Raw genomic sequence first — 22,808 nt, 5'->3', positions numbered from 1 at the left:
GGCTAGCGAGTGAAGATCGGGAGCGTCCCCAGCGAGATCAGATCGGGATTCTGGTAGCCGCCTTCCTCGAGCAGCACCGTCGCGTGCGCCACGACGCGCGCCCCAACCCGATGCAGCAGTTCGTCGACGGCGCGGAGGCTGCCCCCGGTGCTCACGACGTCGTCCACGACCGCGACCCGCGCGTCGCGCAGACGGTCCGCCTCCGCGCCGTCCAGCACGAGCTTCTGCATCCCCGCGGTCGTGATGGACTTCACCTCGACGGTCAGCGGGTTTTTCATGTAGCCCTTCACGCTTTTGCGGCACACCACGTACGGGAAGAAATGGCCGGTCAGCGGGTTCGAGAGATAGGTGGCGACCATGTGCGCCAACGGCAGCGCCTTGGCCTCGACGGACACCACGCAGTCGAACACCGTGGGCCGGAGGCGTTCCGCGATCTGCCGCGCGCACACGTTCGTCATCTCGACGTCGCCCCACAGGACGAACGCGGCGATCCACAGCGAGTCCGTGATCGGCACCACCGGTAGCCTGCGGCGGAGCCCGGCGATCGTGATCTCGTAGTACTCCTGTCCCTCGTACTTCATCGGCCGCCTCCCGTTCGCGCTGGTGCCACGTCCATTTCGGGCAGAGGCCCGGCGGCCCCTGTGCGCGCGGCCGCGGTGCCGGTCCGTGCCCGGGCGGCGTCCGGCTTGTGCTGCCGCCGGGTGGTTCCCTATAATTGGTAGGACGTTCGCGGGAGGTAACCGTACGGGGATCGACGGGGCGACGACGGTCGTCGGGGTCATCGGGGGTGCTGCGCGGGAGAGTCTCTCTCCGCGCATGCACAACGCAGCGTTCGCGGCGCGCGGGCTCAACTGGTGCTACGTGGCGTTCCCGGTCCCGCGGGACCGGCTCGCCGACGCGCTCCGCGGGCTCGCCCCGCTCGGCATCGCCGGCGCGAACGTGACGGTGCCGCACAAAGAGGCCGCCGTGGCCTACCTCGACGAGACGACCGAGGACGCCCGGGCAATCGGGGCCGTGAACACGATCCGGGTGGACGGCGGGCGCCTCGTCGGTTACAACACCGACGGGGCGGGGATGCTCGACGCCCTGCGGCGCGACGGCGGGATCTCGGTCGAAGGGGCGTGCGTTGTGATCGTCGGCGCCGGGGGCGCCGCGCGCGGCGCGGCGTTTGCGCTGGCGGGCGCTGGCGCCGCCTCGGTCGTGATCGCGAACCGCAACTGGGACCGCGCCGCGGCGCTCGCGGAGGGCGCACGGCGGTTTTTCCCGTCGTGCACCGTGGACGCGCTTCCCCTCGACGGGTCCGGTATCCGGTCCGCGCTGCGCGACTCGGGAGTGTTGATCCAGGCCACCACCCTGGGCGGCGGGGCGGAGCGCGGGCTCTCGCCCGTGGCGCGCGACGCGCTGCACCCGGGTCTGCTGGTGATGGACATGATCTACGAACCGCGCGAGACGGCGCTGCTGCACGACGCACGGGCGCGGGGCTGCCGCACGCTGGGGGGCCTCGCGATGCTGGTGTACCAGGGCGCCCGGGCGTTCGAGATCTGGACCGGGCGCGCGGCGCCGATCGATGTGATGCGGGAGTCGCTGGGGCTGCCCCGCGAGGTCCCGGCCGAAGAACGGACGGGGCGGTGACGCGATGGTTCGATTCCTGACGGCGGGCGAGTCACACGGGCGGGGGCTCCTCGTGATCGTCGAGGGCCTGCCCGCGGGCGTGCCGTTGTCGGAGGACGAGATTAATGTCCAGCTCGCGCGGCGGCAGCAAGGGTACGGCCGCGGCGGCCGGATGCAGATCGAGAAAGACCGCGCGGAGATCCACAGCGGCGTGATGGGCGGTACCACGATCGGCGCGCCGGTGGGGCTCGCGATCGGCAACAAGGACTGGCGGCGGGAGGAGCCGCCGCTCACCCGGCCGCGTCCCGGGCACGCGGATCTCGCGGGCGCGTTGAAATACCATTTCAACGATGTCCGGCGCGTCCTCGAACGCTCCAGCGCGCGCGAGACGACGGCGCGCGTGGCCGCCGGCGCCGTCTGCCGGGCGCTGCTCGGGCAGTTCGGGATCGCGCTGGGCAGCCACGTGGTGGAGTTGGGAGGCATCGCCGCGACCCGGCGGCCCGAGCGGCCCGAGGACATCTCCGCGATCGCCGAGCAGTCGCCCCTGCGCTGCGTGGATCCGGAGGCCGAGGCCCGCATGATCGCGGCGATCGACGAGGCGCGCGAGAAGGGCGACACGCTCGGCGGCGTCTTCGAGGTCGTGGTCACCGGGGTGCCGGTGGGGCTCGGCACCTACGTGCACTGGGACCGGCGGCTCGACGGCCGCCTCGCGCAGGCGATGATGTCCATCAACGCGATGAAGGGCGTCGAGATCGGCGAGGGCTTCACGGAGGCGCGCCTCCCCGGGTCGGCGGCGCACGACGAGATCTTCTACGATCCGGAGCGAGGCTTCTACCGCGCGACCAACCAGGCCGGCGGCACCGAGGGCGGCATGACCACGGGCGAACCCCTCGTTGTCCGCGTGGCGATGAAGCCGCTCAGCACGCTCCGCAGCCCGCTCGCGTCCGTGGACATCGTCACCAAGGAGCGCGTGGAGGCGGCGGTGGTCCGCAGCGACGTGACCGCGGTCCCGGCCGCCGGCGTGATCGGGGAAGCGATGGCCGCGATCGTCCTCGCCGACGCGATGGTGGAGAAGTTCGGCGGCGATAGCCTGGCGGAGATGCGGCAGGCGTACGAGGCGCACGCGCGCTGGGTGCGCACGGGGCCGGAGGCCTGAGACGGACGTGCGCCACAACGTGGTGCTCATCGGCTTCATGGGCACGGGCAAGACCCTGGTCGGCCGGGCGCTCGCGACCCGGCTCGGCCGTCCGTTCGTGGACACCGACGCGCTGATCGAGGAGCGCGCCGGCCGGTCGATCCCGCGCATCTTCGCCGAGGACGGCGAGGCGACGTTCCGCCGGATCGAGAGCGAGATCGTGGCCGCCGTGGGGGAGCGGGAAGGCACGGTCATCGCCACCGGGGGCGGCGTCGTGCTCAACCCCGCAAACATGGCGCACCTCCGCCGGAACGGGATGATCGTCGCGCTGCGCGCGGAGCCCGCGGCGATTCTCGCCCGCGTGGGCGGCGGTGTCGATCGGCCGCTGCTCGGGGTGGACCCCGAGGCGGGTGTCCGGCGCCTGCTCGCCGAGCGCAGCCCACTGTATCACGACGCCGACCTGGTCCTGGACACGTCGTCGGTCTCCGCGGAGGAGGCCGCCCGCTGCGTTGAGGCGTTCGCGGCCACGTGGAAGGGGCGGAACGGCGGGACCGATCCGCGCAACACCGGGCCGGTGCCCGAGCGCGTGGTGCGCGTGGCGACCGGGTCGCGCGGCTACGACGTGCGCATCGGCGTGGGCGCAATCGGCGGCGTCGGCGCCCACTTGCGTGACTGCGGGGTCGCCGGGCGCGTCGCGGTGCTGACCCACCCCCGGCTCGAGGCGCTGTACGGCGGCCGCCTCGCGGCGTCGCTGCGCGACGCCGGGTACGAGGCGGTCACGATCACCGTCCCGGCGTCCGAGGCGAGCAAGAGCCTCCGCGCCGCGAACCGCGTCTATGACCGGCTGCTGGAGGCGCGGCTCGACCGCGGCTCCGCCCTGATCGTGCTCGGTGGCGGCGTGGCGGGTGACCTCGGCGGGTTCGTGGCCGCGACGTTCCTGCGCGGTATCGCGTGGGCGGCCGTGCCGACCACGCTGCTCGCGCAGGTCGACGCCGCGATCGGCGGGAAGACGGCGGTCAACCACCCCCGCGGCAAGAACCTGATCGGCGCCGTGCACCAACCGGTGCTCGTCGTCGCGGACATCGACCTGCTCGGGTCGCTGCCGGCGCGCGAGGTGCGGTCGGGCCTGGCCGAGGTGATCAAGACCGGCGTGATCGGCGCGCCGGACCTGTTCGCGTACCTGGAGAACCGGCTCGGCGCCGTGCTCCGCCGCGACCCCGAGGCGCTGGCGATCGTGGTGGGGCGCTGCGCCGCGTACAAGGCGGACGTGGTCTCCGGGGACGAGCGGGAGGAGGCCGGGCGGATCGTGCTCAACTACGGGCACACGATCGGGCACGGCGTCGAAGCCGCCGCGGGATACCGCGGGCTGACGCACGGCGAGGCGATCGCCGTCGGTATGTCGCTCGAGGCGCGGATCGCCGTGCGCCTCGGGTTGTGCGAGCCGGCGCTGTTGCACCGGCAGGCGGCGCTCCTCCGCGGTGCCGGGTTGCCGGTGCGCCTCGCCGAGCTGCGGCTCCGGCGGCCGCCGGCGCCAGAGGCGGTCGCCGCCGCAATGACGCTCGACAAGAAGGCGCGCGCCGGCCGCCTGCGGTTCGTGCTGCCGGTCGAGATCGGCCGGACGGTGGTGCGCGACGACGTTCCGACACCCCTGCTGGAGGAGGTGCTTGGCGATGGTTAAGGTGCTGGTGATCCACGGGCCCAACCTCAACCTGCTGGGCAGCCGGGAGCCGCACCTCTACGGCACCGTGACGCTCGCCGAGGTGAACCGGCGACTCCAGGCGCTGGCCGGCGAGTTGGGCGTCGCCATCGAGACGTTCCAGTCGAATCACGAAGGTGCGATCATCGACCGGTTGCACGCCGCACGCGGCGAATTCGGCGCGGTAGTGCTCAACGCCGCCGGGTTCACGCACTACAGCATCGCGCTGCGGGACGCGATCGCCGCGATCGCGCTTCCGGTCGTGGAGGTGCACGTCTCGAACATCCACGCGCGCGAGGCCTTCCGCGGCGTGTCGGTCATCTCGCCGGTCGTGACCGGGCAGGTCGCCGGATTCGGGGCGGACAGCTACCTGCTGGGCCTCCGGGCGGCGGCGGCGCTGGCTCATCCGCGGACCTGACGCGAGGTCCGGCCTCGCGCGACCGGGTCGCGCGGCGCGCCGGCAGAGGATGGCCTGGAGCGCCGGTCGAAGCAACAGCCGAGTCGGGCGGAGCGCGCCGGCGCGAGGAGGAGTGCGATGCGATTCCGCGGGATTCGCGGCGCGACCACCGTCGACGCGAACACGGAGCAGGCGATCCTGAGCGCCACCTTCGAGCTGCTCCAGCGCATCGTGAGCGAGAACGAGGTCGACAGCGACGACATCGCCGGCGTGATCTTCACGATGACTCCGGATCTCAACGCCGTGTTCCCGGCCGAGGCCGGCCGCCGTCTTCCCGGATGGACGCAGGTGCCGCTGATGTGCATGCAGGAGATCGCCGTCCCCGGCGCGCTCCAGCGCTGCGTGCGTGTGCTGATGCTCATCAACACGACGAAGACGATGGATGAGGTCCGGCACGTGTACCTGGGCGGGGCGACGCAGCTCCGTCCCGATCTGGCGTCCCGCTCGTGACCCCGTCCGCGTCGCTCGTCGTCACCCCGCGGTCGTCGCTGCGCGGGGCCGTGCGCGTGCCCGGGGACAAGTCCATCTCCCACCGCGCCGCGCTCCTCGGCGGCCTCGCGGCGGGCACGACCACCGTGGACGGGTTCCTGCGTGGCGATGACTGTCTTGCCACGCTCGCGTGCATGCAGGCGATGGGCGTGCGGGTGGACGACGACGGCACCCGCCTCGTGATCCACGGCGGCGCGCTCACGGAGCCGGATCAGGTCCTCGATGTCGGCAACTCCGGCACGACGATTCGCCTCCTGTCCGGGATCCTTGCCGGCCAGCCGTTTCACAGCGTCGTCACCGGCGATGCGAGCATTCGACGCCGCCCGATGGACCGGGTCGCCACGCCCCTCCGCCGGATGGGCGCGCGGATCAGTGGGCGGAGCGGCGGGCGCCTCGCGCCGCTGTCGATCGACGGCGGGGGCCTGCGGGGCATCGCGTACGAGACGCCGGTGGCGAGTGCGCAGATCAAATCCGCGGTGCTGCTGGCGGGGCTCTTCGCGGATGGCGAGACCGAGGTCCGCGAGCCGTCGCAGAGCCGGGACCACACGGAGCGGATGCTCGGCGCCTTCGGCGTGCCGGTTCGGCGTGACGGACTCGCGGTCCGCATGAGCGGGCCGGCCGCGCTCCGCGGCACCGCGTTGCGCGTGCCGGGCGACCTGTCCTCGGCCGCGTTCCTGCTGGTCGCGGCTGCGCTCGTCCCGGGTTCGGAGGTGACGGTTGAAGATGTCGGCCTCAACCCGACCCGCACCGGTGTGCTCGATGTGCTTGGGCTGATGGGCGCCGATGTGCGGGTGCGGGGAGAGCGCGACGAGGGCGGGGAGCCAGTCGGCGACGTGACCGTGCGGGCCTCGCGCCTCCGCGGCGTGACGATCGGCGGCGCGCTGATCCCGCGCACGATCGACGAGCTGCCGGTGATCGCCGTGGCCGCGTGCCTGGCCGAGGGTGAGACGCTGATCCGCGACGCCGCCGAACTGCGCGTCAAGGAAGTCGACCGCATCGCCGCGCTCGCGCGGGAACTCGGCCGGCTCGGCGCCGCGGTCGAGCCGCGGCCGGACGGGCTCGCGATCACGGGCGTGGCGCGCCTGCGGGGCGGGCGTGTTGCGAGCGGCGGCGATCACCGGATCGCGATGGCGATGGCAGTCGCCGGCCTGTGCGCGGACGGTCCCGTGACGATCGACGATCCGGCGTGCATCCAGACGTCGTTTCCGGAGTTCGAGGAGACCCTCCGCGGCGTGACCGGCACGTGACGTACGACGCGACGCACCTCGCGGTCATCGCCGTGATCGTGTGCGTCGCCGCGACGATCAAGGGCGCGATCGGGTTCGGGTTTCCGCTCCTCGCCATCCCGCTGCTCTCGATCGTGCTCGGCCCGCACATCGCGATTCCCCTCGTGGTGTTCCCGACGCTCCTCAGCAACCTCATGCTGGTGGGCCGGGGCCCGGGCGGCCCGACCGACGCGCGGCCGTTCATCGCCACGCTCGCCGCCCTGGCCGCGGGCGTCGTCGCGGGCGCGCTTCTGATCACCGCCATGAACCCGCGCACGTTGTCGATTCTTGTGGGCGCGGTATCGGCGCTGTACGTCGTCGCCACGGCGTTCCGGTTGGTCCAGCGGATCCCCCCGGCGGCCGGACATCGGGCGGGGCCCGTGGTCGGTCTTGCCGCAGGGGTGCTCGGGGGCTCGACCGGGATCTTCTCGCCGGTGGTCGCGAGTTATCTCCACATGCTGCGGCTCGAGAAGCGCCCGTTCGTGTTCTGGATGACGATGATGTTCTTCGTCGGGAACATCGCACAGTTCGTATCGTATCTTCGGCTCGGGCTCTACGGAGGACCGGTGATGGGGACGGCCGTGCTGGCGTGCGCCCCGATGGCCGTTGGCACCTGGGCCGGGCTGCGACTCCAAGACTCGCTCCGCCCGGAGACGTTCAGCCGGATCGTGCTCGCGCTCGTGTTCCTGGCGGGCCTCAATCTGCTTGCGCGGGGGCTGTTCGGGTAGCGGTCCGACGCGGCCGAAGGAGCAGCGTGGACGCGTTCGCTCGGGAGGTCGCACGCTGGCACGATTTCTATATGTTGGTCGGCACGGCGTCCGCCACCCTCGCGGGTCTCCTCGTTGTCGCGCGTTCCCTCCACCTGGACAAGTTAGTGGGGGACGCGCACCGGGGTCTCAAGGCGGTGGCCGGCCAGAGGTTCTGACCCCGGCCGGGGCCGTCCGACTTCACGCCGGGTGCCGCCAAACTTCCGGGAGATTGCAGGCGATGGCGTGCAGGCTTCCCGTCGAGTGATGGAACCAGCGCCCGCGGTGTTCGGAACACGCTCTGGCCTGAGGTCGCCCGAGGCTGGCCGATAGAACGGACGGCAGACGAGAAAAACCACGCACCGTCGCGGATATTGAACTTTGCTTGAGCCGTCCCCGGCGGCGTATCATGAGAGCGTTTCTCCAGTGCGCGTGATCCTGGTTTGGCAGGCCTGCATTCTTCGTCGAGCGACATCTACTTGGCATGCACCGGATTTCCGGAGTGTCACGATGGGCACCGAGGAGGTTAGCGACCGATGATCGCGGTCGAGGCGATCAAGTTCAATTATGACGCGAACGCCGCCACCCACGACGCGCTGAACATCCGCGAGAACGCGACGCGCATGATTGCGGTCCCCGAGTGGCGGCGCTTTGTCTGCGTCAATCCGGAAGATTCCCGCGCGGCGTATGCGGTGGGGCCGGCCCACGGGAACCCGATCTCGATCCAGGTCTCGATGAGTTCGACCGATCCGAGCGTCGCCTTCATCGAGGTGCGGGTCAAGGATCACGTCAAGGCCCGTCCCGTGAACTTCGTCAACGGGCAGACGGGGTTCGTCACGTTCGAACTCATCGATCCGCCTTCCGCGCGCGGCCACGTGGGGGTTTGGGACGTCGACTGGCAGTGGGAATACCGGACGGCGCCGCACCGCTCGTGGCACCATTTCGCGACGACCCGCCACCGATTGTACGTCGTGCTCGACGTGCCGGACGACCCGTGGAAGCAGGCGCCCTACACCGCCGGCAACACGCAGCTCCCCTGGACGGACGTGCTCGACTACGCGTGCCGCTGGGCGGAGGGTGCGACATCCCGGGACATGGCCGCCGCGCTCGTCACGCAGCACGTCTACGCGTTGGGTCCCAGCGTGGTCACCTATGATTGCCCCGGCGGCGGCAGCTCACACTACAGCTGGGGCGCGTTCGACTGCACCGCGTTCGTCGATCGGCTGCGCGGGGGAATCGGCAACGGCGTGTACGTGAACTGCAGCGACTGCGCGACCATCGTCTCGACGTTTGCCAACGCGCTCGGGTGCCGTTTGTGGCAGTCGAAGATGGGGTGGGGGTTCGCGCTCAACGAACTGCTCGCGATCGGCAGCAGCGTCTGGCAGACCGCGTGCGGGTGGGGAGCGTTCAGCTATCACGAGGTCGCGTGGGAGGGCGCCTGCACGGCGAGCGACGACGTGTACGACGCGTGCCTCCGGGTCGACGGCGACAGCGATCCCACGACCGCTCCGCACGTCCCGTTGCTCCCGCAGGATCTGCGGTTCGGCAATCCGGGCGACCTGCTCTATCGCGACCGTCTCGCCACCCCGGCCGGCCGGCCGAACTGCAACCCGCAACCCGGCACGCGCCAGAGACGGACCGTGGTGTAGGAGGACTCCGATGAGCGTCGAGCAACGGCGATTCCTCGAGAAGCGATACGACGCCGGCAAGTGGCGCGGGCGCGGCGGTCAGGGCCGGCGGGTGCTTGAGGGCGTGAGCCTCGACCGGTTGGAGATGCGCGGGTGGACCTTGGTGCGGTCGCAGCGGGCCGAGCACGCCGACACGACGACAATTCGATCGCTGTGGCGCCGCGGCGAATCGACGAGCGAGGTGCTCGCCGTCGACGTCTTCGAGTGTGCCTCGGTCAAGGCGGCGCATACCCAACTGTTGGACGCGCTCGGCAACATGCAATCCGGCGCCGTCGAACGGCTCACCGACAAGCACGCCCCGGGTGATGTGGCGTTCGGGCTCGACGACACGATGGTGCTGTTTGCGCGGGCCAACGTCGTCGCGCTGGTCCGCAACGCCGGGCCGACCCTGGTCCCGGTGGGCACCGTTGCGCGCAAGATCGACGCTCTTCTGGTGCACTGGCCCAAGCACGAGAAGTAGCGAGCGGCGGGTCGGCCCCGTCCGGTGTTCCCGGTGCCACTCCGCATGTTCCGGGTCGGACATGCCGTGTTCAGCACAGCGATCCGCTGCGTCGACGTTGCGGTCCGCGCGACGTGCTTCGTGGTCGACGATCCCGCCCCCGCGTGACGCGAACGACGACGCACAGCACCGCTCGTCCGGGGACGCAGGTGCACCGCGCGCTGCAGCCGTAACTATTGTGTTGTCCAAACCCTGCGTTTCGCCTGTGCCCGAGGTAGCCTAAACATGTCGTTCATCTATATCGGGCGACGCCTCGCCAGTGGCGTGATCGTGCTGTTTGCCACCGTCCTCGTCGCGTTTGTCCTGATCCACCTGTCCGGCGATCCTGTCCAGCTGATGCTTCCGTTCGAGGCCACCCAGCAGCAGGTCGATACGCTGCGAGCCGAGCTCGGACTCAACCTCCCTCTGCCCGTCCAGTTCGAGCGGTTTCTCGTGCGCGCCGCGCGCGGAGACTTCGGGGAGTCGATCCGGCAGCAGCAGCCGGCGCTCGGGCTCGTCCTCGAGCGGGTGCCGGCCAGCCTCGCGCTGCTGGGCGCATCCGCGGTGGTCATGCTGGTGCTCGGGATCCCGCTCGGCGCCGTCGCGGCCGCGCGCCAGCGCTCGCTCGTGGACACGATCGCGTCGGCGGCCGCGGTACTCGGGCAGAGTGTGCCGACGTTCTGGGTAGGGATGCTGTTGATCCTGGTCTTCGCCGTGCGGCTGCGGTGGTTTCCGTACGGCGGCGGCGGGGGTCTCGACCATCTCGTCATGCCAGGCGTCACGCTCGGCATCTTCTCGTCGGCGATCGTCGCGCGGCTCACCCGCTCCGGATTGGTCGAGGCGCTCGCGACCGACTACGTGCGAACGGCGCGGGCGAAGGGGTTGAGCGAGCGGTTGGTGCTCTACCGGCACGCCCTCAGGAACGCCGCGCTGCCGATCCTGACGGTGATCGGGATTCAGATCCCGACGCTGCTGGCCGGCGCGATCGTGACCGAGCAGGTGTTCAGCTACCCGGGGATGGCGCGGTTGGCGGTTCAGGCGATCGGCTACCGTGACGTGCCGGTCGTGCAGGCGTTCGTCGTCGTGTTCACCACGGTGGTGGTGGTGACCAACCTCGTCGTCGACGTGCTCTACTTCGCCCTGAACCCCCGCATCCGGTACCAATGATATCAGTAGGGGCGTCGGGGATGGCGAGTCGGCCGATGCGCATCCTTCGCGTCCTGACGCGCAGCCCGAAGGGTGTGTTCGGGCTCGCGCTCACGGTAGTGTTCGTCGGGGCGGCACTGTTCGCACCGCTGATCGCGCCGTTCGATCCCAACCGGCAGGATCTGTTGAGCGCCCTGGTCCCTCCGCATGTGGCGCCGACGGACGCGGGGTTCCACCTGTTCGGCACGGACGCCCTTGGCAGAGACATCCTCAGCCGTGTCGTCTTCGGGACCCGGGTCTCGCTCGTCGTGGGGACGATGGCCGTGGCCGTCTCCCTGGCGATCGGGGTGCCGATCGGCGTGTGCGCGGGCTATTTCGGCGGGCTGACCGACGACGCGCTCTCCCGTCTCACCGACACGCTGATGTCGCTGCCGTTTCTAGTCGTGGTGCTGGCGGTGATGGCGGTCCTCCACCCATCGCTCTTCAACATCATCCTGGTCCTGGCGATCACCAGCTGGGCCCCGTACGCGCGGCTCTCCCGGTCGCAGACCCTGGCGGTCCGGGAGCTGGAGTACATCGAGGCGTCCCGCGCCGTCGGGGCGCGGCCCGTGCGCATTCTTCACCGTCACGTGGTCCCCAACGTGGCGGTCCCCGTCCTCGTCGTGGCCTCCTTGCAGGTGGGGACGATGATCTTGGCCGAAGCTTCCTTGGCGTTCCTCGGCGTGGGCGTGCAGCCGCCGCTGGTGTCGTGGGGCGCGATGTCGGCCGACGGCTGGGCCTACCTGCGGTCGGCCTGGTGGGTCGGCGTGTTTCCAGGGCTGGCGATCTCGCTGGTCGTCCTGGGCCTGAACCTGTTCGGGGACGCCCTGCGAGAGGTCGCCGACCCTGCGACCCGACATCGCTGACGCGGCCGGCCCGTTTCGCCCGAGCCGTTCGAGAAGCGTCTGAAGGGGGATCGCTGGATGGAGCACGCCGCGCGCCGCCGGCGCACGCAGGCGGAGATGGGCAGTGTGGGCGTCGAGCATCTCATCGTCAGTCCATCGGCCGACCTTGTGTACCTCACCGGCTACGATGCGATGAACATGGAGCGCCCGACGCTGCTGGTCCTGCCCCAGGCGGGCGACCCGTTCTTTCTCGTCCCGCAGCTCGAGGCCGACAAGACCCGCGCGGCCGCTCCGGGCATCGAGGTGCGGGGATGGCGGGACGAGGAGGATCCTTGGCGCGCGCTGCGCGCGCGGATCGGCGACGCGGCCGGTGTCGTCGCCGTTTCCGATGTGATGCGCGCCGGGTTCGTGCTGGCGATCCAGGAGGCGTTTCCCAGGGCCCGCGTCCGGTCCGCCGGCGCGCTGATCGGGGGCCTCCGGCAGTACAAGGACGCCGACGAGGTCGAGGCGCTCCGGGAGGCCGGGCGCCGGACGGACGCGGTGTTCGAGCACCTCCGAACGGAGACGTTTGCCGGGCGCACCGAGGTAGCGGTCGCCGATCTCATCGGACGGCATCTGCGCGCGCAGGGGCTGGCCTGGAAGTGGAGCTACATCTGCAGCGTCGCCGGCGGGGACCATTCGGCCTCGCCGCACCACGTGTTGAGCGAGCGGCCGCTGCGCGGCGGAGACGCCGTGTGCATGGACTTCGGTGGGAAGTATCGGGAGTACGTGTCGGACTTGACGCGCACCGTGCACATCGGACCGCCAGACGAGGAGTTCGCGCGCGTCTACGGAGTCGTCCGGGAGGCGCAGGAGCGGGCGGTCCGCGCGGTGCGGCCCGGCGTGCCGGCCGAGGAGATCGACCGGGCGGCGCGGGGCGTGATCGCCGGCGCGGGCTACGGGGACTACTTCACGCATCGCACGGGGCACGGCCTCGGTCTGGAAGTGCACGAGCCCCCGTACATCGTGGCCGGGAACACCGCCCCCGTGCGCCCCGGGATGGTCTTCAGCGTGGAACCGGGCATCTATCTGCCGGGCCGGTTCGGCGTGCGCATCGAGGACATCGTGGTCGTGACGCGGGACGGGTGCGAGCGTCTCAATCAGGCGCACCGCGACCTCTGTGTGGTGGCGTAGGTAGTCGGCACGGGCGAAGTCAGGGGGAGGTGGAGCAGGTGACACGAGTTGATGCGCACCGCCGGGTCCACGGGGCCCTTGGGGTCTTGTTGTCTGTTGGCGTCGCCGTGGCGCTCATCGCCGGCGTCGGTCCGGCGCAGAGCGCCGCCACCGGTCCGGCGCTCACGATCGGGCAGGGAGTCGACGCCGAGACGCTCGACCCTCACGGGAGTCTCACGCAGGCCACGCTCAACATCACCCAGCAAATCAACGAGCCGTTCTTGGACTGGGACTACACGAAGGGCGAGATCAAGCCGGTCCTCGCAACGAGCTGGAAGCAGCTCAACGCGACCACCTGGCAGTTCAAGATCCGCGAGAACGTGAAGTTCACGAACGGAGAGCCGCTGACGGCGCAGACCGTCAAGTTCAACATCGACCGCCTCCTCAACCCGGCCAACAAGCTGAACGTCGCCGCCCTACTGAACCAACTCGCCGGGGCGGACGTCGTCGACGCGAGCACGGTGAACATTCGCACGACGGCGCCGTTTCCGCTGCTGCCGCTAGCGCTGACGCGGTTGCAGCTCCTGCCGTCCGAGTACTTCCAGAAGGTCGGCGCGCAGCAGTTCATCGACCACCCGATCGGCACGGGGCCGTACACGTTCGTCAGTTGGGTGAAGGACGACAGGATCATCCTGCAGGCGAACCCGGATTACTGGGGCGGCCGGCCCCAGATCGGGACCGTGGTGTATCGTGCGATCCCGAACGACGCGAGCCGGATGGCCGCGCTGGAGAGCGGCGGCGCGGATCTCGTGACGAACGTGAACCTCAACGACGTGGCCGGCCTTAAGCAGAACCCCGACGTGGTGGTCATCGCCGGGCCGAGCTTGCGCCTCATGGGGATCTATCTCGACTCCCGGTCGACGTCGCCGTTCGCCGACAAACGGATCCGGCAGGCGCTCAACTACGCCGTGGACAAGAAGACGATCGTCTCGCGGTTGCTGCTCGGGTACGGGAAGGCCCTCCCGGGGCAGGTGCTGTCGACCGAGTACTTGGGCTTCAACCCCGCGGTGCAGGCGTATCCGTACGACCCCGCGCGCGCGAAACAGCTCCTGCAGGAGGCCGGCTACAAGGGCGGTCAGCTCACGCTGGAGGTCGGGCGCGGACGCTATCCGAAGGGGGAAGAACTCGCGCAGGTCGTCGCGAACCAGCTCCAGCAGGTCGGCGTGAACGCGACGGTGCAAATCGTGGAGTGGGCGCCGTTCATCCAGCAGTTGATGAGCCGGACCCTCGCCCCGCTCAACGTTCTCGCGTACTCGACCCAGCCCGACGCGTACTTCCAGCTTCAGTTGTACATGTGCCAGTATCGCGCCTCGCTCTACTGCAACGCCGGCTTCGACGCGCTCGTGCAGAAGGCGCTCGCCACCGACAATCCGGATGCCCGGCTGAAGCTGTACCAGACGGCCTCCGCGCTGCTGCACGACGATCCGCCGATCATCTACCTCTACCAGATGGACAACATCTGGGCCGTGCGCAAGCGCGTGCACGGCTGGCATCCGCGGCCCGACGAGGGGATTCAGTTGCTCGGCGTCACGGCGGGCCAGTAGGGCCTCGCGCCGTCCTGGGGAGATGTCCGGTCGGACCCCGATTGAGTGACGGAAGAGAGGAGCACGGTTCGTGGCGCACTATCGGCTGGGCATCGATATCGGAGGCACCTTCACCGACTTCTCGTTGATGGACGACGCCGGCGCGGTCGTGTCGCTGAAGACACCCTCCGTGCCATCGGATCCGGCGGGGGCCGTCTGGAACGGCCTGCAGAAGCTGGTCGAGAAGACGTCCATGGACCCCCGCGAGATCGCGTATCTCGTGCACGGCACGACGCTCGGCGTGAACACGCTCATCGAACGCACCGGAGCGCGCACAGCCCTGCTCGTGACGCGCGGGTTCCGCGACGTGCTGATCATCGCGCGCCAGCGGGTGCCGAATCCGAACGACTACATGACCGCCAAGCCGGCGCCGCTGGTGCCGCGGCACTGGGTGGTGGAAGTCGACGAGCGCATCGCCGCGACCGGGCGCGAGGTGCGGCCGCTCCCCATCGCCGCCGTGGAGGAGGCGGGCCGCCGGCTGGTCGACGAGGGGGTGGAGGCGGTCGCGATCTCGTTCCTGCACGCCCACCGGAATCCGTCGCACGAAGCCGCCGCCGCGGCGTGCCTGCGTCGGAACTTCCCCGGCCTCTACGTGTGCGCCTCGCACGAGGTGTGGCCGGAGCAACGGGAGTACGAACGGACGTCGATGACCGTGATCAACGCGTATCTCGGCATCCGGTTGCGCCAGTATTTCACGAACCTGCGCGCCCGGATGGAGACGCTGAGTCCCCGTACAACGCTGTTGACGACCAAATCCAACGGGGGCGCAATGAGCGTCGAGAGCGCCTACCACTCACCGGTCGAGACCCTGCTCTCCGGCCCAGCCTCGGGCGTCATGGGGGCGCTCCAGATCGCACGCCAGGCCGGGTGGTCGAAGGTCGTCGCACTCGATATGGGCGGCACCAGCGCCGACGTCAGCGTGATCGACGGCGACATCGCGTACGGCACGGAGAACGCGGTCGGCGACTTCCCCGTCATCATTCCCGCGGTGGACGTGTCGTCGATTGGGGCGGGCGGCGGGTCGATCGCCTGGTGTGACTCCGCCGGCGTGCTGAAGGTCGGACCCATGAGCGCCGGCGCGGATCCGGGCCCGGCGTGCTACGGTCGAGGGGGGCGCCGCCCCACGGTCACGGACGCCTATGTGACGCTCGGGATCATCGATCCCGCGCAGTTCCTGGGCGGGACGATGCCGCTCCGCCGCGACCTGGCGGTGGACTCGGTGGCGACGCTCGGCGCCACGCTGGAGATGGAGCCGGAGGCGGCGGCGGAGAGCATCCTGCAGGTCGCGACGTCGAACATGTATGCGCAGTTCATGCCGCTGATGACGCGCCGGGGCGTCGATCCTCAGGACTTCGCGCTGCTCGCGTACGGAGGGGCCGGCGCGACCCACGCGTTCTTGATCGCGCGCGAGGTCGGCATCACGCGGGTCCTCGTGCCCCCGAGCCCCGGCACGCTCTGCGCGCTCGGTTCGCTTCTGGCCGACCTCCGGCGCGACTTCGTGCGGACGATCTACGCCCCGTTGGGCGTGGCCTCCGCGCAACTCGCGGACTTGTTTGCCGGCCTGAAGTCGGCCGCGACCGCGTGGGTGACCGGGGAGGGCGTGGAGCTGGCGCGGATCGACTACGCGTACGCGGCGGACCTGCGCTACAAGGGGCAGTCGTTCGAATTGACGGTGGCGGTGCCCGACGGCGGGTTCGGTCCGAACGCGGGCGACGCGCTGGCGGATCGGTTCCACCGGCAGCACGAGTACGTCTACGGGCACGCGGACCCGGCCACCCCGATCGAGTTCATCAACGCGCGCCTCACGGTGATCGGCGTGCCCGCGAGGCCCGCGCTGCGCGGTGCCGCGGACGGCCGACCTCCGGCGGTGGCCCGCCCGTGCGGCACACGGTCGATCTTCTTCGAGGCCGGACGCGTGCCGGCGGCCGTGTACGCGCGCGCGGCGCTCCGCCCCGGGGACACGCTCGACGGTCCCGCAATCATCGAGCAATACGACACCACGACGTTCGTCCCGCCCGGCTTCGCGGTGCGCGTCGATCAGTGGGAGAACCTGATCGGGGAGGCGCGGTGACGATGCCGCCGCAGAGCGTGCTCTTGGAGATCCTCAAGAACCGGTTTCAGAGCATCGCCAACGAGATGGCGTACAACCTGCTCCGCACCGGGCACACGGTGTTCATCAAGGAGACCGCGGATTTCGGCACCGGGATCGCCACGCCGGAGGGCGAGCTGTTCGCCGCCCCGATCAACCTGGGCGTGAGCGTGATGATCGGCATGTGGTGCGGTCGCGCGTTCTCGGCGATTCCGGAGTATCAGGAGGGCGATGTCTGCATCTCCAACGACCCCTACCTGACCGGGGGGCTGTCCACGCACTTGTGCGACGTCTTCATCTGGAAGCCGATCTTCGCCGAGGGCCGCCTGTGCTGTTTTGCGATGGGGTTCATTCACTCATCCGACGTGGGCGGCAAGGTGCCCGGGAGCATCTCGCCCTCCTGCTACGATATCTGGCAGGAGGGACTTCGGATCCCGCCGCTCAAGCTGTACGCCCGCGGCGAGCTGAACGAGGGGCTCCTCCGGTTGCTGCTCTTGAACTCCCGCATCCCCGATCAGAACTGGGGCGACCTCAAGGCGCTGATCGGCTCCGTCAACACCGCGGAACGCCGGATGCACGCGCTGTTTACCCGGTACGGCGCGGACGCGGCGATGCGCGGCGGCAGGGCGCTGCTCGACTACGCCGAAGGGCAGGCGCGCCGCCTGATCGAGCAGCTGCCAGACGGCGACTACGCCTTTGGCGACCTCCTCGAGGGCGACGTCGTGCCGGGCGGGCATCCGATTCGCCTCGAGCTCACCCTGCGCGTGCGCGGCAGCGAGATCGTCCTCGATTTCACGGGCACCGATCCGCAGGTGCGGGCGGCCCTGAACCTGCCGACGTTCAGCCAGACCGGGCACTACATGATCGTGCCGGGTGTCGTCAACTATTTGCGTACGAAGGATCCGAATCTGCCGTACAACAGCGGGCTCGTGCGGCCCCTCCACATCGTGGCCCCCGAGGGGTCGCTCGTGAATCCCCGCACGAACGCGGCGTGCGGGGTTCGCGCCGCCACGATGCGGCGTGCGTGGGAAGTCAGCATGGGGCCGCTCAGCCGTCTCGATCCCGCGTACATTCCGGCGGCAGGCGGCGGGATGTCGGCGCCCGTGTTGATCGCCTGCGCGGACCCGGACACCGGCGACCTCAAGGTGAACGTGGCGCAGCCGCTCTCGGGCGGCTCGGGAGCCCGCGCATCCAAGGACGGGATCGAAGGGGCGGAGTTCTCCTCGTTCATCCGGAACATCCCGATCGAGGTGCTGGAGACCGAGATGCCAGTAGAGGTTCTGCGGTACGCGCTGCGTGAAGATTCCGCAGGCGCCGGAGCGCACCGCGGCGGGAACGGGCTCGAATTCACCTTCCGCTGCCTGGCCCCGCACACGATTCTGACGGCGCGGGGTCTTGAGCGCTTCCACTTCCGCCCGTGGGGTCTTCGCGGCGGTCGCGCCGGGACTCCCGGCATGGCGATCCTCAACCCTGGCACCCCCGAGGAACGGAACGTCGGGAAGGTCGACGTGCTCGAGATGGAAGCGGGGGACGTCATCCAGTTCCTCACGCAGGGCGGCGGTGGCCACGGATCCCCGCTAGCCCGTGATCCTGACGCGGTGGCGGAGGATGTCCGCAATCAACTTGTCACACCCGAGACGGCGCGTCGCGTGTACGGGGTCGTGCTCGACGCCGGCGGACACCCCGACCTCGACGTGACGGCCCGACGGCGGAACGAGGTGCGCGGGGCGATGCCCGAGCGCGAATTCGACTTCGGTCCAGAGCGGGATGCGTACGACGCGGTCTGGACCGGCGCCGTGCGCGAAGCGCTGGAGGCAGGACTGCGCGATGCTCCCGCGGCGTTTCAGGGTCTCATCCGGCTCAAGGCGATGGACGAGATCACGGTGCGCGCCGGCGGCGTCACACCGAGCCCGGAGGACGTCGCGCGGGTGGTGGCTACCGTGAAGCAGCGCTTCGTCTGGCCGGAGTAACGGGCGGAGATCCGACGGTCATACCGGACGATCTGGAGGGCGGCCGTGCCGGCCAACGACGTCGTCCGAGGGGACGCCTTGGCTATTCATCGCTCGTGAGCACCCTGTCGCCGGAATGGGCTCCGAGGGCGCGCGCGTACTTCGTCAGTGCCTCCGCCATGATCGCGGACCGGTCCCTTCCCTCGGGATCGACACCGAACACGTAGCGCATGAAGTTGGTCTTGTTGAGCTCTTCGTGGACCTCAGGGGACTGCACCGGATTGTAGAGCCTCGCCGGTCGCCCGAACGCGAGATATCCAATGGGAACGCGTGCGCCCGCCGGGAGCTCTGTGTCGATGTGCACCTTGCCATCCAGCGCGACGACGCACGTCTCGCCAAGCGATGCGCCGTTGAACACCATGGCACCGGTTGCGATGAAGCAGCGTGGTCCGACGGTGCACCCGGTGAGGTACGCATGGGGGCCGACGAGGACCTGCTCACCGAGGCGGAGAGGAAACCGCCCGGCCGCCCGAAGCACGGCCTGTTCCATGATCACGGACTCGGCGCCGACGAACAACTCCGCGCCGCCCTCCGCCGTCAAGACCGCGCCGTGCAAGATGCGGACACGCGGGCCTATCGTGACCGCGCCGGACAGCACGGCCGTCGGAGCGACCCACGCCGTCGAGTCCACGCTCGGACGACGCCCCCGGTGTTCAATCTGCATGTACGCTCGCCTCCCGATCTTGAGGTCCGCCGGTTCGCTGCGCGACCGCACGAACCGCGCGGTTCGGATGTGTGGCCCGTGCTGGACGTCGAGCGCGACCATGGTCCAGCGGTTTGGTTCTGCAGCGCCGGTTGGAGGTCTGGACGCGGGCCGCGGAGCCTACATCCAGCGCCGTACCTGTTTCCTGTACCGGAGATACGCGTCGCCGAACCTCCGCGACATGTAGCGTTCCTCGCGGTCGATCACGCCGCGCCGCATCACGAAGAGCACGACGACCACCAACGCCAGCCCCCACAGCGCCTGGGCGGCGAGCATGATGCCGAGATAACAGAGCGTCAGCGACACGTACAAGGGATTGCGGCTGAGACGGAAGGGGCCCGTCGTCACGAGCGCGCGCGTCGGAACCGCCGTACTCTCGGACGTGCCGGCGCGGCGCATCTCACGCACGCCCCACAACGCGAGCGCCACGGCGATCACGATGACGGCGACGCCGAGCTCGTAGGCGAGGGGACGCGGGAGGACCGGCGCCGGAGCCAGCCGCCGGAGCGCCAACCCCACGACGACAGCCGCAAGATAGATCAAGGGCGGTGGAGCGACGACACCCGCGGTATCTGGCTTCCCCATGTGCCCCCACGGTGACCCGCAGATTGGTGCTGCCCTCAGCATAGCCGCCTGTGCTCGATGGGGCAATTCCGAACGATGTCCCGGGCGTCGGTACCGCGTCGCGGAGCGCCGACGAAGGGGTGACCGGGTGCATGCCGCAGGCGGTGGTGCAGCGTTCCGCCGCGATGGAGGAGACGAAGGGGCCCGATCGGGAACTTCGACCTCGCGATTCTGCAGCACCGTGGTGGTTGAGATCCGGGAGGGATGAGCATGTCGAGTTCTGGCACCCGGCCGCGCGCCCTGGTCACCGGAGCATCGGCCGGCATCGGAGAGGCGTACGCCGGGCGATTAGCGCGCGAGGGGTACGATCTGGTCCTGGTCGCGCGGCGGCGCGAGCGGCTGGAGCAGTTGGCCGAGCGGTTGCACAGGGAGGCGCACGCGCACGCCGAGGTGCTCGCGGCCGACCTCGCCGACGCGGGCGCGCTCGCCCGCGTCGAAGCGCGGGTTGCCGGCGACGAGTCTCTCGCTCTGTTGGTGAACAACGCCGGCTTCGGCGGGTACCGCCCGTTCGCGCAGGTCGAGCCGGAGGTCATCGACGGCCTGATCAACGTCCATATCCGCGCCGTCGCCCGCCTCACCCGCGCGGCGCTCCCCGGCCTGATCCGTCGCGGCACAGGTGGCGTCATCAACATCGCCTCCCTGCTTGCGTTCAGCGGCTCGATGCCGCCGAGGCCGCTGCCTCACCGCGCCACCTACGCCGGGGCGAAGGCGTTCATCGTGACGTTCACGCAGGCGCTCGGGGGCGAGATCGCCGGCACCGGCGTCCGCGTGCAGGTGTGCCTCCCCGGCGTTGTGGCGACGGAGTTCCACACAGTGCAGGGCATGGACTTCAGCCAGCGGCCGCGGATGACGGCGGACGACGTGGCCGCCGCGTCGCTCGCCGCGTTCGCGCGGGGCGAGGTCACGTGCATCCCCGGGCTTGATGATGCGTCGCTGCTCGACCGGCTGGCGGAGTTGCAGGGCGCGATCTTCGGAAGCGCCAACAAGCCGACGCTCGCCACGCGGTATCAGCCAGGCACGGCCTGAGGCATCGTCCCGACCGCGCCGGGGTTGCGCAGACGTGCGGGCGCCCCGTGCGGCGTGGGGATCCTACTAGGAGATCGGGCGCCGGTCCCGGAAAAAGCCGCCCGTCGGGCCGTCCGGCGGAAGCGTGGCGAGCCAGATCGGCGTGTCGGCACCCTGCTCGGGAGCACGCGGCGCGCAGGGGCCTCCCATCGTGGTCCGCACCCAGCCTGGGCACGCGGCGTTGACGAGGATGCCCGTCCCGCTTAGGTCGGATGCGAGCTTGACCGTCAGCATGTTGAGCGCCGCCTTCGAGACGCTGTAGGCCGGGGCGTCCGGGTCGGGATCCACGAAGCTCCCCGCGCCGCTCGAGACGTTCACGATCCGTCCGTAGCGCCCGCGCCGCATCAGCGGCACGAACGCCACGCACATGCGCCACGCTCCGAGCAGATTGACGTCGAGCGCCGCCCGCGCGATCGCCAAGTCCGCCTCGCCCGCGCGCTGGCCCAGGTCGTAGTAGGCGCCGGCGTTGTTGACGAGGGCGTCCAGGCGCCCATGCTGCGACTCGATGTCGTCCCGCAGCGCCGCCACCGACCGGTCGTCCGTGACGTCGAGCTGGTGCGGGATCAACCGCAGCTCCGTGGCGCGCGTGTTTGCGACGACCGTGGCGGCCGCATCCGGGTCGCGCGCCGTGACGTAGACGGTGAGACCCAGGCCGGCGAGCCCGCGCGCGATCGCCCAGCCGATCCCCCGGTTGGCACCGGTAACGACCGCGACCCGATCGCCGGCGGGCACGGCCGCGCCAGTCTTCCCTCGGGCGGGACCGATTGTCGGAGCAGCCATCGGCGGCCTTTAGCGCAACTTGCCCCGTCCCAGCAGCGGCCAGACGATCTCGACCCGGCCGTCCCGCACGCCGTACAGCTCGTCGTGGAGGCACACGGTGGTGTCGGAGTAGCCGACCACGAACTCGAGCTTGTCCCCGACCCGCAGCGACGCGTCGGGCTCGCTGAGCTCCAGCTTGGCGTGCTCGGCCGACAGCGCCACGGACGTCACGTGCGCGAGCCCGATCGGCTCGGGCGGCGCCGCGTCGCTGCTCATCGTCTTCTTGCCGGCGTCGCAGATGACCCGGGTCGGCGTCGGCCGGCTCGTGACGGTCGCGAGTACCGTGAGCGCGTACTCGTGATCGACGCCCATCCGGGTGCGGTACAGCACGTCGCCGAAGATGCCGCCGCCGGCCTGGATCTCGGTGATCCCAGGCACCCGAGCCGTGATCATGTAGGTGCCGGTGCCCCCGCAGCTGACGATATCCACCGGAAGGTCCGCCCGCCGGCAGCGCTCGGCGCTGTCGGCGAGCAGGCCCACCGCCTGCTCGATCGCGCGCCGCTTCTCGGCGGGGTCGGTGATTCGGATCGCGTGAGCCTCCCATCCCATCACGCCTGCGAAGCGCAGCCCCTCGCAGCCGTGGATCGTCCGGGCGAGACGGACGACCGGGTCGCCCGGCTCCACGCCGGCGCGGTTCATGCCGGTGTTGACCTCGATCAGCACGCGCAGGCGCACGCCCTTCTCGCGTGATGCGGCGTCCAGCGCGCGGACGTTGACCTCGCTGTCTACGGCCACGATCACGTCGGCGTGCGGGAGCAGGTTGACGAGCCGCGCGATCTTCTGGTCGCCGACGACCTGGTTCGCGATGAGGATGTCGCGGATCCCGCCCGCGGCCATCACCTCGGCCTCGCCGAGCTTCGCACAGGTGACCCCGTGGGCGCCGGCGCGCAGCAGCATGTGCGCGATCGCCGGCGTCTTGATCGCCTTCGTGTGCGGTCGCCACCCGACCCCGGCGTCGCGCATGTAGCGGGCCATCCGGTCCAGGTTCCGCTGCATCGTGGGCAAGTCCACGAGCAGGGCGGGGGTGTCGAGGTCCGTCTTGGGGCGTCCGATCGCCCATGTCTGGAGTGTCATCGACCGCTCCTGTGGTGCGGTTGGCTCGCGGCGGC

22 protein-coding genes are annotated in these 22,808 nt (G+C 70.3%); 17 read left to right on the top strand and 5 right to left on the bottom strand.

Translation table 11 applies throughout. The features are described from left to right. Nucleotides 1–2 precede the first annotated feature (2 nt). A complete protein-coding gene (locus VKZ50_07030; GenBank protein ID HLJ59467.1) occupies nucleotides 3–581 on the bottom strand; it encodes a phosphoribosyltransferase family protein in 579 nt (192 codons plus the stop codon). 22 nt (nucleotides 582–603) lie between these two features. Here VKZ50_07030 and VKZ50_07025 point away from each other — a divergent pair, with 22 nt between their 5' ends. From VKZ50_07025 to VKZ50_06950, 16 genes are all read left to right on the top strand, one after another. Continuing rightward, nucleotides 604–1,632 carry a shikimate dehydrogenase gene (locus tag VKZ50_07025; GenBank protein HLJ59466.1) on the top strand — a complete coding sequence of 343 codons (1,029 nt, stop codon included), beginning with the start codon at nucleotides 604–606 and terminating at the stop codon, nucleotides 1,630–1,632. A gap of 4 nt (nucleotides 1,633–1,636) precedes the next feature. Then, the gene (gene aroC, locus VKZ50_07020; protein HLJ59465.1) at nucleotides 1,637–2,767 is read left to right on the top strand and encodes a chorismate synthase; all 1,131 of its coding nucleotides are present in this window, start codon (nucleotides 1,637–1,639) and stop codon (nucleotides 2,765–2,767) included. 7 nt (nucleotides 2,768–2,774) lie between these two features. Then, the gene (gene aroB / locus VKZ50_07015) at nucleotides 2,775–4,424 is read left to right on the top strand and encodes a 3-dehydroquinate synthase (GenBank protein HLJ59464.1); all 1,650 of its coding nucleotides are present in this window, start codon (nucleotides 2,775–2,777) and stop codon (nucleotides 4,422–4,424) included. Beyond that, the gene (gene aroQ / locus VKZ50_07010; GenBank protein HLJ59463.1) at nucleotides 4,417–4,860 is read left to right on the top strand and encodes a type II 3-dehydroquinate dehydratase; all 444 of its coding nucleotides are present in this window, start codon (nucleotides 4,417–4,419) and stop codon (nucleotides 4,858–4,860) included. The genes aroB and aroQ overlap by 8 nt, the downstream gene beginning before the upstream one ends. Before the next feature lie 117 nt (nucleotides 4,861–4,977). Then, the gene (gene aroH / locus VKZ50_07005; protein HLJ59462.1) at nucleotides 4,978–5,349 is read left to right on the top strand and encodes a chorismate mutase; all 372 of its coding nucleotides are present in this window, start codon (nucleotides 4,978–4,980) and stop codon (nucleotides 5,347–5,349) included. Further along, nucleotides 5,346–6,635 (top strand): 3-phosphoshikimate 1-carboxyvinyltransferase, encoded by a 1,290-nt coding sequence (gene aroA / locus VKZ50_07000; GenBank protein HLJ59461.1) that lies wholly within the window; start codon nucleotides 5,346–5,348, stop codon nucleotides 6,633–6,635. The genes aroH and aroA overlap by 4 nt, the downstream gene beginning before the upstream one ends. Continuing rightward, on the top strand, nucleotides 6,632–7,381 hold the full coding sequence (locus VKZ50_06995; protein ID HLJ59460.1) for a sulfite exporter TauE/SafE family protein: 750 nt from the start codon (nucleotides 6,632–6,634) through the stop codon (nucleotides 7,379–7,381). Before aroA ends, VKZ50_06995 begins: the two co-directional genes overlap by 4 nt. A 26-nt stretch (nucleotides 7,382–7,407) precedes the next feature. After that, a complete protein-coding gene (locus VKZ50_06990) occupies nucleotides 7,408–7,578 on the top strand; it encodes a hypothetical protein (GenBank protein HLJ59459.1) in 171 nt (56 codons plus the stop codon). 357 nt (nucleotides 7,579–7,935) lie between these two features. Beyond that, nucleotides 7,936–9,048, top strand: coding sequence for a hypothetical protein (locus VKZ50_06985; protein HLJ59458.1), 1,113 nt, complete (start codon nucleotides 7,936–7,938; stop codon nucleotides 9,046–9,048). 10 nt (nucleotides 9,049–9,058) lie between these two features. Beyond that, nucleotides 9,059–9,547 (top strand): hypothetical protein, encoded by a 489-nt coding sequence (locus tag VKZ50_06980; protein ID HLJ59457.1) that lies wholly within the window; start codon nucleotides 9,059–9,061, stop codon nucleotides 9,545–9,547. 264 nt (nucleotides 9,548–9,811) lie between these two features. Continuing rightward, a complete protein-coding gene (locus VKZ50_06975) occupies nucleotides 9,812–10,732 on the top strand; it encodes an ABC transporter permease (protein HLJ59456.1) in 921 nt (306 codons plus the stop codon). Between the two features lie 20 nt (nucleotides 10,733–10,752). Beyond that, nucleotides 10,753–11,616 (top strand): ABC transporter permease, encoded by an 864-nt coding sequence (locus VKZ50_06970; GenBank protein HLJ59455.1) that lies wholly within the window; start codon nucleotides 10,753–10,755, stop codon nucleotides 11,614–11,616. Nucleotides 11,617–11,673: 57 nt separating this feature from the next. Continuing rightward, nucleotides 11,674–12,768, top strand: a complete 1,095-nt coding sequence (locus VKZ50_06965; protein ID HLJ59454.1) for a Xaa-Pro peptidase family protein — start codon at nucleotides 11,674–11,676, stop codon at nucleotides 12,766–12,768. A 38-nt stretch (nucleotides 12,769–12,806) separates the two neighbouring features. After that, nucleotides 12,807–14,351, top strand: a complete 1,545-nt coding sequence (locus VKZ50_06960; GenBank protein HLJ59453.1) for an ABC transporter substrate-binding protein — start codon at nucleotides 12,807–12,809, stop codon at nucleotides 14,349–14,351. Between the two features lie 70 nt (nucleotides 14,352–14,421). Next, nucleotides 14,422–16,461, top strand: coding sequence for a hydantoinase/oxoprolinase family protein (locus VKZ50_06955; protein HLJ59452.1), 2,040 nt, complete (start codon nucleotides 14,422–14,424; stop codon nucleotides 16,459–16,461). A gap of 2 nt (nucleotides 16,462–16,463) precedes the next feature. Beyond that, nucleotides 16,464–18,449 (top strand): hydantoinase B/oxoprolinase family protein, encoded by a 1,986-nt coding sequence (locus VKZ50_06950; GenBank protein ID HLJ59451.1) that lies wholly within the window; start codon nucleotides 16,464–16,466, stop codon nucleotides 18,447–18,449. Nucleotides 18,450–18,531: 82 nt separating this feature from the next. On the opposite strand, the gene VKZ50_06945 is transcribed toward VKZ50_06950, so the two are convergent. Both VKZ50_06945 and VKZ50_06940 read right to left on the bottom strand, forming a co-directional pair. Next, nucleotides 18,532–19,152, bottom strand: coding sequence for a gamma carbonic anhydrase family protein (locus VKZ50_06945; GenBank protein ID HLJ59450.1), 621 nt, complete (start codon nucleotides 19,150–19,152; stop codon nucleotides 18,532–18,534). 159 nt (nucleotides 19,153–19,311) lie between these two features. Then, on the bottom strand, nucleotides 19,312–19,776 hold the full coding sequence (locus VKZ50_06940; GenBank protein ID HLJ59449.1) for an isoprenylcysteine carboxylmethyltransferase family protein: 465 nt from the start codon (nucleotides 19,774–19,776) through the stop codon (nucleotides 19,312–19,314). A gap of 249 nt (nucleotides 19,777–20,025) precedes the next feature. Between VKZ50_06940 and VKZ50_06935 the strand changes: the two genes are divergently transcribed. Beyond that, nucleotides 20,026–20,841 carry an SDR family NAD(P)-dependent oxidoreductase gene (locus VKZ50_06935; protein HLJ59448.1) on the top strand — a complete coding sequence of 272 codons (816 nt, stop codon included), beginning with the start codon at nucleotides 20,026–20,028 and terminating at the stop codon, nucleotides 20,839–20,841. Nucleotides 20,842–20,907: 66 nt separating this feature from the next. Here the strand turns inward: VKZ50_06935 and VKZ50_06930 are convergent, their stop codons facing one another. After that, the gene (locus VKZ50_06930; GenBank protein ID HLJ59447.1) at nucleotides 20,908–21,660 is read right to left on the bottom strand and encodes an SDR family oxidoreductase; all 753 of its coding nucleotides are present in this window, start codon (nucleotides 21,658–21,660) and stop codon (nucleotides 20,908–20,910) included. Between the two features lie 9 nt (nucleotides 21,661–21,669). Beyond that, nucleotides 21,670–22,773, bottom strand: a complete 1,104-nt coding sequence (locus VKZ50_06925; protein ID HLJ59446.1) for a DSD1 family PLP-dependent enzyme — start codon at nucleotides 22,771–22,773, stop codon at nucleotides 21,670–21,672. Nucleotides 22,774–22,808 lie beyond the last annotated feature (35 nt).

This window comes from bacterium, from assembly GCA_035295165.1.
Classification (GTDB): domain Bacteria; phylum Sysuimicrobiota; class Sysuimicrobiia; order Sysuimicrobiales; family Segetimicrobiaceae; genus JAJPIA01.
The sequence above is the reverse complement of the archived record's forward strand: the minus strand, read 5'-3'. Positions and strand labels throughout refer to the sequence as shown.

Bases quoted from the DNA above. Each gene is read 5' to 3' on its own strand.
- aroQ (HLJ59463.1), top strand. From the start codon at position 4,417: ATGGTTAAGGTGCTGGTGATCCACGGGCCCAACCTCAACCTGCTGGGC.
- VKZ50_06950 (HLJ59451.1), top strand. From the start codon at position 16,464: ATGCCGCCGCAGAGCGTGCTCTTGGAGATCCTCAAGAACCGGTTTCAG.
- VKZ50_07030 (HLJ59467.1), bottom strand. From the start codon at position 581: ATGAAGTACGAGGGACAGGAGTACTACGAGATCACGATCGCCGGGCTC.
- VKZ50_06935 (HLJ59448.1), top strand. From the start codon at position 20,026: ATGTCGAGTTCTGGCACCCGGCCGCGCGCCCTGGTCACCGGAGCATCG.
- VKZ50_06975 (HLJ59456.1), top strand. From the start codon at position 9,812: ATGTCGTTCATCTATATCGGGCGACGCCTCGCCAGTGGCGTGATCGTG.
- aroC (HLJ59465.1), top strand. From the start codon at position 1,637: ATGGTTCGATTCCTGACGGCGGGCGAGTCACACGGGCGGGGGCTCCTC.
- VKZ50_06985 (HLJ59458.1), top strand. From the start codon at position 7,936: ATGATCGCGGTCGAGGCGATCAAGTTCAATTATGACGCGAACGCCGCC.
- VKZ50_06980 (HLJ59457.1), top strand. From the start codon at position 9,059: ATGAGCGTCGAGCAACGGCGATTCCTCGAGAAGCGATACGACGCCGGC.
- VKZ50_06945 (HLJ59450.1), bottom strand. From the start codon at position 19,152: ATGCAGATTGAACACCGGGGGCGTCGTCCGAGCGTGGACTCGACGGCG.
- VKZ50_06965 (HLJ59454.1), top strand. From the start codon at position 11,674: ATGGAGCACGCCGCGCGCCGCCGGCGCACGCAGGCGGAGATGGGCAGT.
- VKZ50_06970 (HLJ59455.1), top strand. From the start codon at position 10,753: ATGGCGAGTCGGCCGATGCGCATCCTTCGCGTCCTGACGCGCAGCCCG.
- VKZ50_06925 (HLJ59446.1), bottom strand. From the start codon at position 22,773: ATGACACTCCAGACATGGGCGATCGGACGCCCCAAGACGGACCTCGAC.
- VKZ50_06930 (HLJ59447.1), bottom strand. From the start codon at position 21,660: ATGGCTGCTCCGACAATCGGTCCCGCCCGAGGGAAGACTGGCGCGGCC.
- VKZ50_06940 (HLJ59449.1), bottom strand. From the start codon at position 19,776: ATGGGGAAGCCAGATACCGCGGGTGTCGTCGCTCCACCGCCCTTGATC.
- aroH (HLJ59462.1), top strand. From the start codon at position 4,978: ATGCGATTCCGCGGGATTCGCGGCGCGACCACCGTCGACGCGAACACG.